General features: G+C 41.4%; 14 protein-coding genes. 11 read left to right on the top strand and 3 right to left on the bottom strand.

Translation table 11 applies throughout. The features are described 5' to 3' along the window. The 4 genes from ACZW67_RS01690 to eutC form a co-directional block, all read left to right on the top strand. Positions 1-93, top strand: a 93-nt coding sequence (locus tag ACZW67_RS01690; RefSeq protein WP_465182014.1) for a hypothetical protein, incomplete at its 5' end; no start/stop codon positions are given. Positions 94-280: 187 nt separating this feature from the next. Next, the gene (eat, locus tag ACZW67_RS01695; RefSeq protein ID WP_465182015.1) at positions 281-1,699 is read left to right on the top strand and encodes an ethanolamine permease; all 1,419 of its coding nucleotides are present in this window, start codon (positions 281-283) and stop codon (positions 1,697-1,699) included. Positions 1,700-1,885: 186 nt separating this feature from the next. Continuing rightward, a complete protein-coding gene (locus tag ACZW67_RS01700) occupies positions 1,886-3,280 on the top strand; it encodes an ethanolamine ammonia-lyase subunit EutB (RefSeq protein ID WP_465181921.1) in 1,395 nt (464 codons plus the stop codon). A gap of 43 nt (positions 3,281-3,323) precedes the next feature. Continuing rightward, positions 3,324-4,268 (top strand): ethanolamine ammonia-lyase subunit EutC, encoded by a 945-nt coding sequence (gene eutC / locus ACZW67_RS01705; protein WP_465181922.1) that lies wholly within the window; start codon positions 3,324-3,326, stop codon positions 4,266-4,268. Between the two features lie 372 nt (positions 4,269-4,640). Here eutC and map read toward each other — a convergent pair whose 3' ends face one another. The 3 genes from map to ACZW67_RS01720 form a co-directional block, all read right to left on the bottom strand. Beyond that, positions 4,641-5,414, bottom strand: coding sequence for a type I methionyl aminopeptidase (gene map / locus ACZW67_RS01710; RefSeq protein WP_465181923.1), 774 nt, complete (start codon positions 5,412-5,414; stop codon positions 4,641-4,643). Next, positions 5,407-5,613 (bottom strand): ParD-like family protein, encoded by a 207-nt coding sequence (locus ACZW67_RS01715; RefSeq protein WP_201551869.1) that lies wholly within the window; start codon positions 5,611-5,613, stop codon positions 5,407-5,409. The genes map and ACZW67_RS01715 overlap by 8 nt, the downstream gene beginning before the upstream one ends. 230 nt (positions 5,614-5,843) lie before the next feature. Continuing rightward, complete coding sequence (locus tag ACZW67_RS01720; RefSeq protein ID WP_465181924.1) at positions 5,844-6,089, bottom strand: hypothetical protein; 246 nt, start codon at positions 6,087-6,089, stop codon at positions 5,844-5,846. Positions 6,090-6,582: 493 nt separating this feature from the next. Here ACZW67_RS01720 and dinB point away from each other — a divergent pair, with 493 nt between their 5' ends. The 7 genes from dinB to infA all read left to right on the top strand — a co-directional run bounded on the left by dinB (position 6,583) and on the right by infA (position 14,970). Beyond that, positions 6,583-7,668: a DNA polymerase IV gene (dinB, locus tag ACZW67_RS01725; RefSeq protein WP_465181925.1), complete on the top strand. Its 1,086-nt coding sequence runs from the start codon at positions 6,583-6,585 to the stop codon at positions 7,666-7,668. A 188-nt stretch (positions 7,669-7,856) separates the two neighbouring features. Continuing rightward, positions 7,857-9,056, top strand: coding sequence for a tRNA preQ1(34) S-adenosylmethionine ribosyltransferase-isomerase QueA (gene queA, locus ACZW67_RS01730; protein WP_465181926.1), 1,200 nt, complete (start codon positions 7,857-7,859; stop codon positions 9,054-9,056). Positions 9,057-9,167: 111 nt separating this feature from the next. Then, complete coding sequence (locus ACZW67_RS01735) at positions 9,168-10,880, top strand: type IV pilus assembly protein FimV (RefSeq protein WP_465181927.1); 1,713 nt, start codon at positions 9,168-9,170, stop codon at positions 10,878-10,880. A gap of 51 nt (positions 10,881-10,931) precedes the next feature. Then, positions 10,932-12,488 carry a FimV/HubP family polar landmark protein gene (locus tag ACZW67_RS01740; RefSeq protein ID WP_465181928.1) on the top strand — a complete coding sequence of 519 codons (1,557 nt, stop codon included), beginning with the start codon at positions 10,932-10,934 and terminating at the stop codon, positions 12,486-12,488. 156 nt (positions 12,489-12,644) lie between these two features. Then, positions 12,645-13,745: an asparaginase gene (locus tag ACZW67_RS01745; RefSeq protein WP_465181929.1), complete on the top strand. Its 1,101-nt coding sequence runs from the start codon at positions 12,645-12,647 to the stop codon at positions 13,743-13,745. 42 nt (positions 13,746-13,787) lie between these two features. Then, positions 13,788-14,627, top strand: coding sequence for a tRNA pseudouridine(38-40) synthase TruA (truA, locus tag ACZW67_RS01750; protein ID WP_465181930.1), 840 nt, complete (start codon positions 13,788-13,790; stop codon positions 14,625-14,627). Between the two features lie 121 nt (positions 14,628-14,748). Continuing rightward, positions 14,749-14,970, top strand: a complete 222-nt coding sequence (gene infA / locus ACZW67_RS01755) for a translation initiation factor IF-1 (RefSeq protein WP_021814850.1) — start codon at positions 14,749-14,751, stop codon at positions 14,968-14,970. Positions 14,971-15,055 lie beyond the last annotated feature (85 nt).

A 15,055-nucleotide genomic window follows, 5' to 3' on the forward strand; every position in this document is an offset into this window, starting at 1 on the left:
GGCCGTGAGAACCATTTGATGATGCTGGATCATTATCAGCAAACTAAAAACATGCTGGTGTCTTACGATCCTAAAAAAATGGGGTTCTTTTAAGCTCATTGAAGTAAAGTTTTTAAAGGGTGGTGATTAACATATTAGTGAGTCAGGTCTGTAAATCTAAAAGCAGGCTTGACGCATTGATGTTTTATCAATCTTAAGGTTACTTTGATGAGAGCTTGCCAGTTCATTATTCATTGGCTGAGCTTTGGAGAATACCATGCCTAAAAATGCTAATGGCCAGATGAATGGCGCAGCAGGAAGCACTCAGGCTGAAAAAGACTATTTTGCTAAAAGACAACTCAAACAAGGTGCAGTCGGCTGGGTACTATTAATAGGCCTTGGTGTTGCCTATGTCATTTCTGGGGATTTTGCAGGTTGGAACTTTGGGCTTGCTCAAGGTGGTTGGGGTGGGATGTTTGTTGCCACCATTGTGGTCGCTATAATGTATCTTTGTATGTGCTTATCTATGTCAGAAATGGCGACAATGTTGCCTACCGCAGGTGGTGGTTATAGCTTTGCCCGAACTGCCTTTGGTCCTTTGGGCGGTTATTTAACGGGTACAGCAATTTTAATCGAATACGCTATTGCACCAGCTGCTATTGCCGTATTCATCGGTGCCTACTGTGAGTCTTTATTTGGCATTGGTGGGTGGATGGTATATCTGGCTTGCTATATTGTCTTCATAGCCATTCATTTGAAAGGTGCTGGTGAAGCTTTAAAAATCATGTTTGGTATCACCGCTATTGCTTGTATCGCACTGGGTGTATTTATAGTAGCAATGATTCCTCATTTCGACAGTAAAAACCTTTTTGACATTGCAGTTGGCAATCAAGCAGGCGCAAGCTCATTCTTACCATACGGCTATATCGGGATTTGGGCCGCTGTGCCATACGCTATTTGGTTCTTTTTAGCGGTTGAAGGTGTGCCCTTAGCCGCTGAAGAGGCCAAAGACCCTGCTAAATCATTGCCACGTGGATTGATTGGCTCGATGTTGATACTCGCAACATTTGCCATTCTTATCCTATTTTTGGGACCAGGAGCGGCTGGCGCTGATGCGTTAAAAGACTCAGGCGCACCCTTAGTAGATGCTTTAGTGTCTGTATATGGAAGCAATTCTTGGTTAGCAAGTTTTGTAAATTTCGTTGGTTTGGCTGGTTTAATTGCGAGTTTCTTCTCGATTATTTATGCCTACTCTAGACAGATATTTGCCTTGTCTCGTGCAGGATACCTACCTAAGAAACTATCATTAACAAACAATAATAAAGCCCCCTATTTAGCGCTTATCGTTCCTGGAGTTATAGGTTTCCTGTTATCACTTACCGGTGAAGGTGACTTGCTTATCCTGATGGCTGTGTTTGGTGCGACCGTTTCGTATGTCCTAATGATGGCCTCTCATATCAAATTACGTTTATCTCGGCCTGACCTTGCTCGTCCTTATAAAACACCCGGTGGCATTTTCACTTCAGGCATCGCTTTAGGTTTGGCATTGCTTGCCGTAATAGCAGGATTGATGGTAGATCCTAAAGTATGGTTTATGGCCGCTGGTATTTATGTCATATTTATTCTTTATTTTGTGATATTTAGTCGGCATCATTTAGTCAGTGGTACACCAGAAGAGGAGTTCGCGCAAATAGAAGCCGCAGCGGATGAATTGAGTTAAATAGACTAATTATAAAGTCACTGATTATGATGTTGTATAAAGTAATTAGACACTTCTCACATGACCTTAAGTTTCAACTTGGTTGAAACTTAAGGTCATGATAATTTGAAATACATAATAAATAGTTTCGTTAGCAACTCACATATTAGAACTAATTGATATGATGATGAAATCAAGGTGGTTAACATGGCATATAAACATACCGTAGGACAGCGAAGCTACCAATTTAAAGACTTAAAAACCTTGCTGGCAAAAGCATCACCTAGACGCTCGGGTGATGAGCTAGCTGGAGTAGCAGCCAGCGATGCAACTGAGCGCGTAGCAGCGCAAATGGCGTTAGCAGACTGTTTATTAACTGACTTTTTAGAAGACTTTTTAATACCTTATGAGACGGATGAAGTCACTCGCCTCATCATGGCACAGCATGACCCTCAAGCGTTCTCTAAAATAGCCAGCTTTACTGTTGGAGATTTAAGAGATTGGCTTTTAGGAGAGTCAGCGACCACAGAGACCATATCAGAATTAAAATATGCCTTTACACCTGAGATGGTAGCAGCCGTCAGTAAAATAATGCGTGTACAAGATCTTATCTTGGTAGCCAAAAAATGTCGCGTGGTCACTAAATTTCGTAATACCATCGGTCTAGAAGGATCTCTATCTACACGACTACAGCCTAATCATCCAACCGACGACCTGTTGGGCATTTCTGCAAGCATCATTGATGGATTGATGTATGGCAATGGTGACGCGGTCATTGGAATTAACCCTGCTACCGATAACATCCAGAACTTATCTGAATTATTGAAACTGCTAGACCATGTGATCTCTGAATATCAAATCCCTACTCAGTCTTGCGTTTTAACCCATATCACTTCCGCTATACAGTTAATCAATAAAAACGTACCTGTCGATTTGGTTTTCCAGTCCATCACAGGTAGTGAAAAAGCGAATACCAGCTATGGCATAAACTTAGCGATGTTAAGAGAAGGCTATGACGCTGCCACGAGTCTTAATCGCGGCACGGTCGGTCAAAACGTCATGTATTTTGAAACCGGTCAAGGTAGTGCGTTATCCAGTAATGCCAACTTTGGCGCTGATCAGCAGACGCTTGAAGCCAGAGCTTATGCGGTGGCTAGAGAATTTAACCCCTTATTGGTCAATACCGTGGTTGGTTTCATCGGGCCTGAATATCTCTTCGATGGTAAACAGATCATTCGATCAGGATTAGAAGATCATTTTTGTGGCAAGCTGCTTGGCGTACCTATGGGTTGTGATATTTGTTATACCAATCACGCTGATGCCGATCAGGACGATATGGATACGTTACTGACGTTGCTTGCCAATGCTGGTATTAACTTCATCATGGGTATTCCAGGCTCAGACGATGTCATGCTGAATTATCAAACGACTTCATTTCATGACGCTCTATACATTAGACAACTTCTTGGTCTTTCCCCTGCCCCTGAATTTGCGCTTTGGCTGAGTAATAACGACATCTATACCCAATCTGGCAATAGCATTAATTGGTCAGATAAGCCGTCTGCCTTACTGTCAGGAATAATGGGTAGTAAGCTTACTTAAGCGAGAGTATAGAAAACGTCGATACACTATAAAGAGAAATGCTATGTCCATTGATTACTCACAAAATAAGACATCACTGACTGTCAAAGAGCATGTCAAATCGAATGCAAACAGTGCTAGTGATTTAGTGCATTTAGACCCTTGGGAAAAGTTAAAACAATATACAGACTCTAGAATTGCTTTGGGACGTGTAGGCTGTAGTGTCCCTACTAAGCCCTTGCTCAAGTTTCAGCTTGATCACGCTGAGGCAAAAGATGCTGTATTGCAGGACTTAGATGTTGATTCCTTAGTCATTAAGCTGTCCGAACATTGTCATGCATCTATGGTAGAGCTAGATTTAAAACTGGTTGCAGATGATCTAAATGAGATAAATAGTCAAGATGATCAGATGAATAATAGCTTAGAAATACTGAGAGTCACCAGCCAAGCGCAAGATAAATCTGAATATCTTAAACGTCCAGATTGGGGCAGACTGCTTAGTATGGAATCCGCTAAGCAATTGGAAATATTCGGTAAGGACAAGTCTTACGATGTTGCTATTGTTATGGGAGATGGCTTATCAGCGAGAGCAATAGCTGAGAATGCTCCCAAACTTGTTGCAGAACTCATCTCCCTTTTTAAGGAGAAAGGTTGGACTATCGCACCCTTAGTCATTGCTACTGGTAGCCGTGTCGCTTTAGGGGATGAGGTCGCAGAGCGTCTTCATGCCAAAATGCTGGTCATGCTGATCGGAGAGCGTCCAGGTTTGAGCTCTCCTGATAGCTTAGGTATTTACTATACTTGGGATGCTCAATCTTCGAGTCATGATGCTATGAGGAACTGCATCTCTAATGTGCGCAGTGCTGGCCTGCCAACCAGAGTGGCAGCAAGCCGTCTCTTAGCATTAATGGAAAAATCTTATGAGCTTAAGCTATCTGGTGTTGATCTAAAAGATGAGCAGGAACTACCGGTATTAGATCAAGGTCAAACAGTGATTAAGCTACTATGATGACGGAAAATATTATGCAATTTAACCGAAAATGCGAATAACATAGTCTGATGTTACAATGGCTCGGCTGTCGTAAGCATTGGGATATTTCATGTCAACATGAATAGTTCGCTAGGTATAGAAATGCCTCTTCAAAGGTTGTACATAGCGTTTCAAGAGCGATCATAATACGCTGAAGGATATTTAGGTGTGAGTTATACACACTAGTAGACAGAGCGATTAGAGTAGTGACAGCGTACTTCATGGTGTACACAGGTTAGTATTTTTAAGATAATTACAGAGGTATGCTCAACTTTGGACAATAACCATATAAGATATTAAAAAAGGCGCTACTCATTTAAGGAAGCGCCTTACCAAATACTCTTCCAAATATTAAACAGCTTCATCTTTTCGCAGAGTAAGAACCTCATAGCCATCAGACGTGACAGCAATTGTATGCTCCCATTGAGCAGATAACTTCTTATCGTTGGTAATTACCGTCCAGCCATCTTTTTTGACCTTAACTTTAGCCTTACCTTGATTAATCATGGGTTCAATAGTAAATGTCATACCTTCTTCTAGAACTAGACCTTTTCCCAAATGTCCGTAATGAAGCACTTGCGGTTCTTCATGCATTTCACGGCCAATACCGTGACCACAATACTCCCGCACTACAGAATAACCCTGTTTCTCAACATAACTTTGAAGAGCATGACCAACATCACCTAGCGTCGCTCCAGGTTTCACTACTCGTATTCCTTCCCACATAGCTTCATAGGTCTTATCAACCAAACGTTTTGCGAGGGGTAACACCTCACCTATCAAATACATTTTGCTAGAATCAGCAATAAAACCACCTTGCTCTAGGGTAATATCCACATTCACAATATCACCTGATTTAAGTATTTGATTGTCTGAAGGAATACCATGACAAACCACGTTATTCACCGAGGTATTTAATGCATACTGATAGCCATACTGACCTTTACTGGCTGGGCGTGCACCTAGCTGATCAACAATATAGCGTTCGGCAAGATCATTAATATCCATCGTAGAGATACCAACTGTGATTTTTTCGTCTAGATAATCAAAGACAGAGGCTAGAAGCCTTCCCGACTCGCGCATGATTTCCAATTCCGCTGCATTTTTAAGTATGACCTTATCCATCTATAAGGTTCCTTACATTAATATCAGCTTGTCTCATTTGCTCATTGATAATTTGGTTATAAGACATATTGGGATTAGATTCAGCAAGCATTCCTATCTTGATCCAATATTCAGCTTGTGCGTTGATAGAGCGCACCATGACTGAGCTTGCTTTGCGAATTTCTTCGTGCAGCTCATCACCAATTTTAACAATACCCATATAAATCTCTTAATATACGAAACGTATATGAATCGTATACCTATTTTTATCTGGTTGCAATAAGTAGTAAGTCAATGCAATGGAATGGAATGGAATGATTTTTTATTGACTATTAGTCTGTGTCTTACGAGAATTAATCATACGCTTCTTTGGAAGCTAGCTCAGCTTAGCAAACAGAAATCGCAATAATGGTGTAGATGTGTCTTTTGTGCTGATATTCATTACGATACTTACATCGCTGTTTCGTATTGCATGACAGCACATATCTTAATCGGTACGGCAAACCTCCATGGCATGCCAGCGCTACAATAAAAATACCCGTCACTATATGACACAATATATGCCGTAAAATCATTACCACAATGATCCATCATGGCTCGTTCATCATTTTCATCGCAAACTGCACACCATATATCTTGATCACCTCGTGCCAGCATTGCCCGTGCTAAATTACTCCCTTTTAATTCGTTGTACATCATCAGCTCCTTAGTCATTCTAAAAACAACTTGTTCTTAAAACATTGATTCTAATATTATCGAACCTTCTATTTCGGTATCAACAATAAGCAACGTCTTTTTCTAAGTAATAATTGAGGTACGCAAAGCGTTACTTATTGTTTAACAGTCATACATTAGCGCGGTTAATATATTGTAAAACACCAGAATCAAAACTGTAACATACAAACATGAAATTTATGACAAACGGTGAAGTTGTTACGACAGATGGTACAACCAAACAAATAAGTTTTATATAAACTAGATAAGACTGATAAATAGAAGACATATGTTCACTAAAAAATGCTAGATAAAACTGTCATGATTCTCCAACCCTATGATATATAAGATTTGTAGCAGATTAGATCATCTACATACCTCTACCGTCTTACCCGACAATTTATCGTAAAACTTTATCTTAAAATATAGTCTTTGATCATAAATCGAAGCAGTCAAATCAGGTACAATAATGATTATGACAACCCCTATAATTCCCAACTCTCGAAAAATTATTCACATAGATATGGATGCTTTTTATGCCAGTGTGGAACAGCGTGATTTTCCTGAATTACGGGGTAAGCCACTAGTCGTTGGTGGCGATCCGAATGGTCGTGGTGTCGTCGCAGCAGCCAGTTATGAAGTACGTAAATTTGGCGTACGTTCTGCCATGTCTTGCTATGAGGCACGCAAACGCTGTCCAGAAGTAGTTTTTGTGAGGCCTCGTTTTGAAGTTTATCGAGCAGTTAGCGATGAGATTCGCCGTATTATGTACCTCTTAACCCCAAACGTTGAGCCATTATCGCTAGATGAAGCCTATCTAGATGTCACAGGACTGGAAGTCCATAAGGGCTCAGCGACGTTGATGGCCAATTGGCTGAGAGCTCAAATACTAGAGCACACAGGACTGAAAGCGTCTGCCGGCGTCTCATTTAACAAAATGCTGGCCAAAATTGCTTCAGATATCAATAAACCCAATGGCATTGCGATTATCACGCCAGCAGATGCCGATGCCTTTATTAGCACTTTACCTATTGAGCGCTTTCACGGTATCGGTAAAGCAACTGCTAAACGCCTACATGCGATGGGCGTGAACGTTGGTGCCGATCTACGGCAGACGCCAGCAGCAGTATTGGTACAGGAATTTGGCAAACGTGGCCAGTTTTATCATGACATCGCACATGGCCGTGATGATCGTGTTGTCAAACCTGAGCGTACCCATAAATCCATTGGCTCAGAGACTACCTTTAGAGACAATCTAACCCATGACGATGCGTTACGCGTACAGATTTATGAGCAGAATGAAGATGCTTTTAGTCAAGTACAGAAAAAACAGCTAATCGCTTACACCATTACGCTCAAAGTTAAATATGCAGATTTTACTCAAATAACACGCTCTCACACATTATCGACTGCTTTTGATAGTGCCAAATCTGCGCATTATTGGTTGGACAAGCTGTTTTTAGATATTCCTCGTGAGTTGCCCGTTCGTTTAGTGGGTGTCACCTTCTCCTCCCTTGCACCCGCTGCACAATTATTGCCTCAATTAAACTTGTTTGAATAACTTCATGGGCGACTGGCATTAAACAGTTTTTTCGATAATGGTTAATAGCAGCTATTGATATTTTACTTAGGCTATTATTTTAAGTAGCTGCCTTACTTGTATGTGCACGAGTCTTTATTAAACTATCCTTTCACAATCTCATTTCTGCTACAATTACATCAAAATTTATATTCATTTAAAGACTGATTATGACCGACATACATGCTGTAGACGCTGAAACCAACGCCTTAATTGATACGAATAAAGATAACGATACCTTAGACTACTTAAGCGTTGACGATTACGATTATGAGTTGCCGGATAGCCTGATTGCACGCTATCCGTTGTCACAACGCTCTGCCTCCAAACTACTATACTTGCCTGCTGACCAACAGGAAACTACTACTGTAGAGGATCGTTTATTTGCTGAGTTGCCTGACTTGCTAAATGCTGGAGACCTCATCGTGTTCAATGACACTAAAGTAATGAAAGCACGGTTATTCGGTCAAAAAGACACTGGCGGTAAACTTGAGGTGCTCATTGAGCGGTTGGTTGGTATTTTGGACTTGGATATAACAACGCTGCATTTAGAGGACATGACTGATAAGCCCATCAATCAAGAGCATATTGCGCTTTGCCATGTAAAGGCCAGTAAAGCACTTAAACTTGGACAACGCTTGCAACTCGCCGATGGTCATATGAGTGCCACCATGATTGGTCGTCAAGACAATTTATTTATTTTAGCTTTTGATGCGCCTATCTTGCCTCACTTAGAGCTTTATGGTGAGTTGCCTATTCCGCCCTACTTTGAACGCCATGCTGACGATACAGACAATGCTCGCTATCAGACGGTCTTTCATGACCCAACCAAGCTTGCAAGCGTGGCAGCCCCTACCGCAAGCTTACATTTTGATGACTTGGTACTCAGTAAACTGACTGAAAAAGGCATCAATACTGCCTTTGTCACTTTGCATGTCGGCGCTGGTACATTTGCGCCTGTAAAAACAGACAACTTACTCAATCACACCATGCATAGTGAGTACGCACATCTACCACAAGCCACTGCCGACCTAATCAATCAGACGCATGCTAATGGTAAGCAAGTTATCGCTATTGGTACGACAGTTACCCGTGTGCTCGAAACGGCTTATCAAAAAACAACCATTGATGGACAGGCTCTGTCTAGTTGGTCAGGTGACACTGATATATTTATTTACCCAGGATTTAAGTTTGGTGTGATAGACAAACTATTAACCAACTTTCATTTACCTAAATCCACATTATTGATGCTAGTGTCGGCATTTTCGGGTAAAGGTACAATAGAATATGCTTATCAACATGCTATTAAAGAGCAATATCGCTTCTTTAGTTATGGCGATGCGATGCTGCTTGAGAAAAAATCAGCTTAAACACTACTTAAACATTTTTTGCATTGTTCACAACAGTTGTGAAATAAACTGGTAAACTAAACAGTATTTTGTTATAACAGCAAAGATAACTTATATTCTAAAGGGCGGCACATGTCTGGTCATTTATCTCATCGCTTGACTAATATACATCGCGCGGTATCGGTGGCATTACTTTATTCTGTAGGCTATGCAGCTTTAGTATCGAGTGCACAAGCTGCAATGATAGGAAAGACTGTCGTTACTTCTACTCAGCATGAGCCTCTGGTAGCAAGCATTGCTGTTTCAGATATTAGAGCAGCTGACTTTTCAGCAAGCTTGGCAAACTCTACTATCTATCAGCAAATGGGGCTAACCCAGACTGACTCGATGAGTGTACGCTTCCAGCCTACTTCAGCAACCAGTGGCCAAGTAGTTATCACGACGTCAGCGCCCGTCTCAAAACCTTTTGCTGATGTGGTTTTATCGATAAATGATAAAGGCAAGAACAATGTCGTACCCAAAACATTATTGATGCCACTTAATGATAATCTGCCTATTGTAACTTCTCAAAATACTGCTACTGGTGCACAAAAACTAAATTTACCAAGTGTATCCCCTAATACGGCTAAACCCTTGACCGTTAGAAAAGGCGCGCCACCACCATTAATATCAGCGCCTATTGTATCAACGAGCGAGTTAATTGCTTCTAAATTGCCTGCGCCAAGCATGCAGTTACCTACCGTGGATACTGCGTCGCAAGGGACTAGTCTTGCCTATGCGCCTAGTCGTTTGGATAATGGCCGACTGAGCAACAGCGTCGAGACAGATAATACTAATACGAGCGACAATAAGCCGAATTCAGCAAGCCGATTAGACAATGGTCGTTTGAGTGCAGATAATAACGTTACAACAATTGGTATTAGTAATACCGACATTAATGAGAATAAAAACATCTCGATGACAGCATTAGCTGACAAAAAATTCGATATTTTAAATATACAAATAACTCGCCAAATACAGCCAAGCAATAGCATAATGACTGCTGTGCCTATGATGCCCGCATCAACCGATAATAAAGCAAACATATCAACGCCCGATCTCGACACTAGCAATGACATCGCTACCGCTACTCCGACGAATAATATACCTGCTAACATTGCTGCACCTGCATCGCCTAACACCAATATTGCCTCTGATAATACGGCAAGCAATACTGCAGCTGCCCAGTATCAGGTACAGCGCAACGATAGCCTATGGGTCATTGCTCAGCAGATAGCACAAGAAAATGATCTCGATGTGCAAACCGTGATGAAACAGATTCAATCACAAAACCCTGATGCTTTTATTAACCAAGATGCCGATCAATTAAAAGCAGATGCCAAGCTTAGCTTACCTAGCTATGATGTCGTGCCTTCCCAGCAGAAATTAGAAGCGGCCATTAGCGCACAAAGACAATACAACCGCAGGGCAAACACGCCTATAGTAAAAAAGACAGCTAAGACCTTGGCAAAAAAAACCGCTGAGAAATCTCAAGCAGCGAAACAACGTAAAAAACCCATGATTACGAAGACACAGACATTACCAAAAGCACAGTTTTCTGTGTTAGCTCCTGGTAATAATGGCAGTGCAGACGGCACTCAAGAAAAGTCTGCTTCGGCAACAGGTAATGGTCTCAGTACAGATGTCTTGGCAACACTCAAGGAATCAAGGAAAAACGCAGCATTACAAGCTGAGCGCTTGTCAAAAACCAGTAGCGCCCTTGATAGCTATACTAAAAAAATTCAACTACAGAACCAAAAGCTGGCTGAGCTACAAGCTCGTCTCAAAAAACTACGCAATCAATAATTGCCTGACTAACCAATGCAATGCGCCGTGATCATAGGCGTGGGAGTAACTATGGACAACATGCTATATATCATCGCCGGATTGCTACTTATTCTAGTAGTTATTTTAGTACTGCGCAAAAACAAAGCGCAAAAACCATCACAACCATTTGCAAAGTCGGATAGAAATACCATTACGTCCACGCCAATGACAAAACCGAACTATGGTTCTCCTACCCAGAGTAATAAAGCTGAAGATAAATTCAATCCTATTATGATTGCCCAACGTTTTATGGATCAACAACGCTATGACAAAGCGATTGAAACACTTAACCGTGGTCTACGAGAAAATCCGAGTGATGGTGAGCTATCGCTCAAGCTACTTAGCATATACGCGACCATCAATCAGCCAGAGAACTTTAATAAAGTTTATGACGATATTAAAACACAAGGCGACTCAAAAAGTATCGTGCTAGCGGATGAGTTAAAAAACTTATTTTTTGAAGAGCAGAATCAAGTTCTAGCACAAGAGACACCAGTAAAAGACAATAGCAGTTTTGGAAGCATAGATTTTGACTTACCGACCAGTCAGAGCGATAGCAACAACGATACGCTAAGTAATGAGTCTATTGTTAGTCCAACACTTTCAGATGATTTCAAAGAGGCAACTGCTACTAACAGCAGTGTAGAAGATAGCTTTGATCTTACATTAAATGACTTAGAAAGTGGCTTCAACGAAACTGCGGTAACCAGTACAGCACCTACTACTCATACTGCTACCGAAGATAGTGAGTTAATTGATTTCGACTTTAACTTTGATTCACCCGAAGAATCAAACGCCTCAACAGAACCCTCTATCGTTTCCGCTACATCTGATAATAGCACTGAAGAGATGTCTTTAGACAATGAAGCGTTTGTCCTGGATTTCGATGATTTAGCGTCTGATGTTGATCAAAACACTGAAGAAACCCTTGTTGAAGAAATGGTCGTCGATGCGCTCGAACAGGATACAGAAGAAGATTTCGCCTTATCTTTAGACAGTATCGATACGCCAAAAAATATAGAAGCATCATTAGAAATCGAAGAAGCTGTCTTTGAAGGTAATAGCGATAATTTTGTTCTTCAAGACAGCAGTTTTGAAGAGACTGTCCTTGAAGAAGCTGTCTCTGAAGAGCTTAAGTCTGAAAGCAGTGACTCTGAAATGGGCCATCTTGAAAAAGATAATGCTGAAGATCAGCTGTTGAATGACACCAACTTACAAGAAATGTTTATCAACGGGTTTGATGCCACACCAACTGATAAGCCACTGTTCAATGACAACAACATAATAGATAATGAATTTGCTGTAGATTCTTTAACTGCAGCCAGTCCGGTCGATATCGAGACTGAAATTGCAACTGACGAAGTGGTCGAAACTCCTGAAACTGCAGAGGACTTCTCATCGCGTTTTGCAGCAGATTTTGATTTTGTAAAATCATTAGACAGCAATCAAGTGACTCTAGACTTGGCTGGCCAATATCTGCAACTGGGTGAATACGACAGCGCCAAACGCTTACTCAATGAAGTTATTGCCCATGGCGATAGTGAACAGCAAAGCCAAGCGCAAACACTACTTGAGCGCACTGCATAGTAAACAACCCGTTTTCTTATCAGCAAGTACTCTATAATCATAGAATACTTGCTGATTTTTTTTGCATTTAACCTTGATACTATCTATTATTAATAGAGCTTATTGAGTACATTCTAGACGTCCTTTTCTTTCATACTTAATTATTACGCCAATACTATGCCATCTTCTGCTATGACAACGACCATATCTAACCCTATTCAACTGATTTACGCTGGCGGTACTTTTGGGAGCTACGGAAGACCATTAGCACCCTTAGCCGCAGATGTGTTTTTGCCAACATTGCAGGCACTGATGCTTAATCAGGATAGTGCAACCAAGCACCCAAATATCTCTTGGCTAGATAATGCATTGATTAAAGACAGCAGCCAACTTACCCCAAGTGACTTTGTCCATTTTTATCAGCTGTTACTGACTGCTTATGCTCAAGGTGATAGGCGATTTGTGTTAATTACTGGTACAGACACCTTGAGCTACTTAGGAGCCTTTTTGGCAGAAGCCTTTGCAGGTAGCGATATTTGTATCATCGTCACTGGCAGTATGCGCCCATTGTTAGACAGTGAAGTACTACAGTCCTACACTATCGACACTCACAGTGATGCTTGGGACAACCTCAATCATTCGTTGAAACTGGCAGCGGCAGGTGAGTCAGGTGTCAAAATCAGTTTTGGTGGTGAATCTTGGCCTGCACAAACGGTACAAAAGATTCATAGTCATGATTTGATGGCATTTACTGGGCATTCTCGAGCAGCCTATCCAGCAAATAGCTACATTAAAAACTTACCAGATACCCGACGCCAGCATTGGATTGATGATCAACAATCCTTACTTGCCAGCATTCAAGCGCGTGCTGAATCCAGCCGTATTCATGCACTATATTGCTTGCCTAATGATACCGACGTCATCAATACTCAGCTGCAAGCGCTCTTATCACACCCACCCTCTGGCATTATTCTACTGGGATTTGGGGCTGGTAATGTTCCTTATTCCGCAGCATTGGCAGAAACATTAGAGCTGATTCATAAAAAAGGACACATGGTAATATGTGCTAGTCAGTGCCCATTTGGCGGTGTTAGTGATAGCTACGCGGCGGGTAGTTGGCAATATGACCATCATGTCATTGCAGGTGGACGTCTAACGATTCCGGCAATTTATGCGCGATTATTATGGCTGCTATTACGTTACGACACTCCGGCAAGACGCAAACAGCGTTGGTTGAATAATGTCAGTCAGACTGGCACAAGCATCAAAAAACGATAAACTACTCTTAATCCTCTTAACTTTATAAGTTTAAAAATCACCATGTCTGAAACTGAAATCATCGAGTCTGAACGTTCGCCAATTTATACCTTAGCGATTGCTATTGAATTTTTGGGCACACATTATCATGGTTGGCAGCGACAACGAGAAGTGATGGGTGTACAAGAAGCACTCGAAACGGCTATTAGCAAAGTTGCCAACGAATTCGTAGAAGTCATCGCAGCTGGGCGTACTGATGCAAGCGTTCATGCCAGTAATATGATTGCTCACTTTACGACTCACGCTTATCGCCCTACCCATAATTGGTTGCGCGGCGTAAACAGCTTGCTACCTGATGACATTGCTCTACGCTGGATTCAACCGATGCCTGCTGACTTCCATGCGCGCTTTGGCGCCATTGCCCGTCGTTACCGATATATTACCCTCAACCAACCACAGCGCCCCGCGATACTTAATCATCAAGTCACCCATATCTACGAACCACTCGACTTAGCAGCAATGCAATTGGCAGCAGCTGATATCGTTGGCACTCATGATTTTAGCAGCTACCGTGCGGCGGCCTGCCAATCCAATCAGCCAGTGCGTACCATCAGCCACGCTAGGCTTTTTGAACATGGTCAGTTTATTGTGTTTGATATTCAAGCGGATGGATTCTTACATCATATGGTTCGCAACTTAATGGGCACCTTATATGCCATTGGTCGACATGAATTAGTACCAGACGATTTTTTGAATATTTTGCATAAAAAAGACCGTACGATTGCACCGCCGACCGCATCTGGTGATGGTTTGTACTTCATTAATGCTTATTACCCTGAACGTTTTCAGCAGATATTACCACAGGCACCTTTAACCCCTATTTGGCTAAATCTACCTGACTAAATTAATTTGGGCTGGCATACATATCACTGACAGACTGTCAAGCCAAAACCCGGTTCCTTATTGCTTTAACCTGCTAACTTACGTATAATATGGGCTTATTTTTAATTGATTGATACAAATTATGGCAAAAGACGATATTATCGAATTTGAAGGCGAAGTCATTGATACCCTTCCTAATACTTTATTTAAAGTTCGTTTAGAAAACGGACATGAAATCATTGCGCACATCTCTGGTAAAATGCGTAAGCATTATATCCGTATCTTGACTGGTGATAAAGTTAAGGTCGAAATGACGCCTTATGACCTGTCTAAAGGTCGCATTACTTATCGTGGTAAGAACTAATTTTTTATTGACTAAAATGGTTATAAAAGCATTTATATAAACACAGCCAGTTGTCGAATGACACTTTTATCACTGGTATAAATGT

This window comes from Psychrobacter sp. TPE 89C, from assembly GCF_055522395.1.

Bases quoted from the DNA above. Each gene is read 5' to 3' on its own strand.
- ACZW67_RS01715 (WP_201551869.1), bottom strand. From the start codon at position 5,613: ATGGGTATTGTTAAAATTGGTGATGAGCTGCACGAAGAAATTCGCAAA.
- ACZW67_RS01700 (WP_465181921.1), top strand. From the start codon at position 1,886: ATGGCATATAAACATACCGTAGGACAGCGAAGCTACCAATTTAAAGAC.
- eutC (WP_465181922.1), top strand. From the start codon at position 3,324: ATGTCCATTGATTACTCACAAAATAAGACATCACTGACTGTCAAAGAG.
- ACZW67_RS01745 (WP_465181929.1), top strand. From the start codon at position 12,645: ATGCCATCTTCTGCTATGACAACGACCATATCTAACCCTATTCAACTG.
- dinB (WP_465181925.1), top strand. From the start codon at position 6,583: ATGACAACCCCTATAATTCCCAACTCTCGAAAAATTATTCACATAGAT.
- ACZW67_RS01740 (WP_465181928.1), top strand. From the start codon at position 10,932: ATGGACAACATGCTATATATCATCGCCGGATTGCTACTTATTCTAGTA.
- map (WP_465181923.1), bottom strand. From the start codon at position 5,414: ATGGATAAGGTCATACTTAAAAATGCAGCGGAATTGGAAATCATGCGC.
- eat (WP_465182015.1), top strand. From the start codon at position 281: ATGAATGGCGCAGCAGGAAGCACTCAGGCTGAAAAAGACTATTTTGCT.
- infA (WP_021814850.1), top strand. From the start codon at position 14,749: ATGGCAAAAGACGATATTATCGAATTTGAAGGCGAAGTCATTGATACC.
- ACZW67_RS01735 (WP_465181927.1), top strand. From the start codon at position 9,168: ATGTCTGGTCATTTATCTCATCGCTTGACTAATATACATCGCGCGGTA.
- truA (WP_465181930.1), top strand. From the start codon at position 13,788: ATGTCTGAAACTGAAATCATCGAGTCTGAACGTTCGCCAATTTATACC.
- ACZW67_RS01720 (WP_465181924.1), bottom strand. From the start codon at position 6,089: ATGTACAACGAATTAAAAGGGAGTAATTTAGCACGGGCAATGCTGGCA.
- queA (WP_465181926.1), top strand. From the start codon at position 7,857: ATGACCGACATACATGCTGTAGACGCTGAAACCAACGCCTTAATTGAT.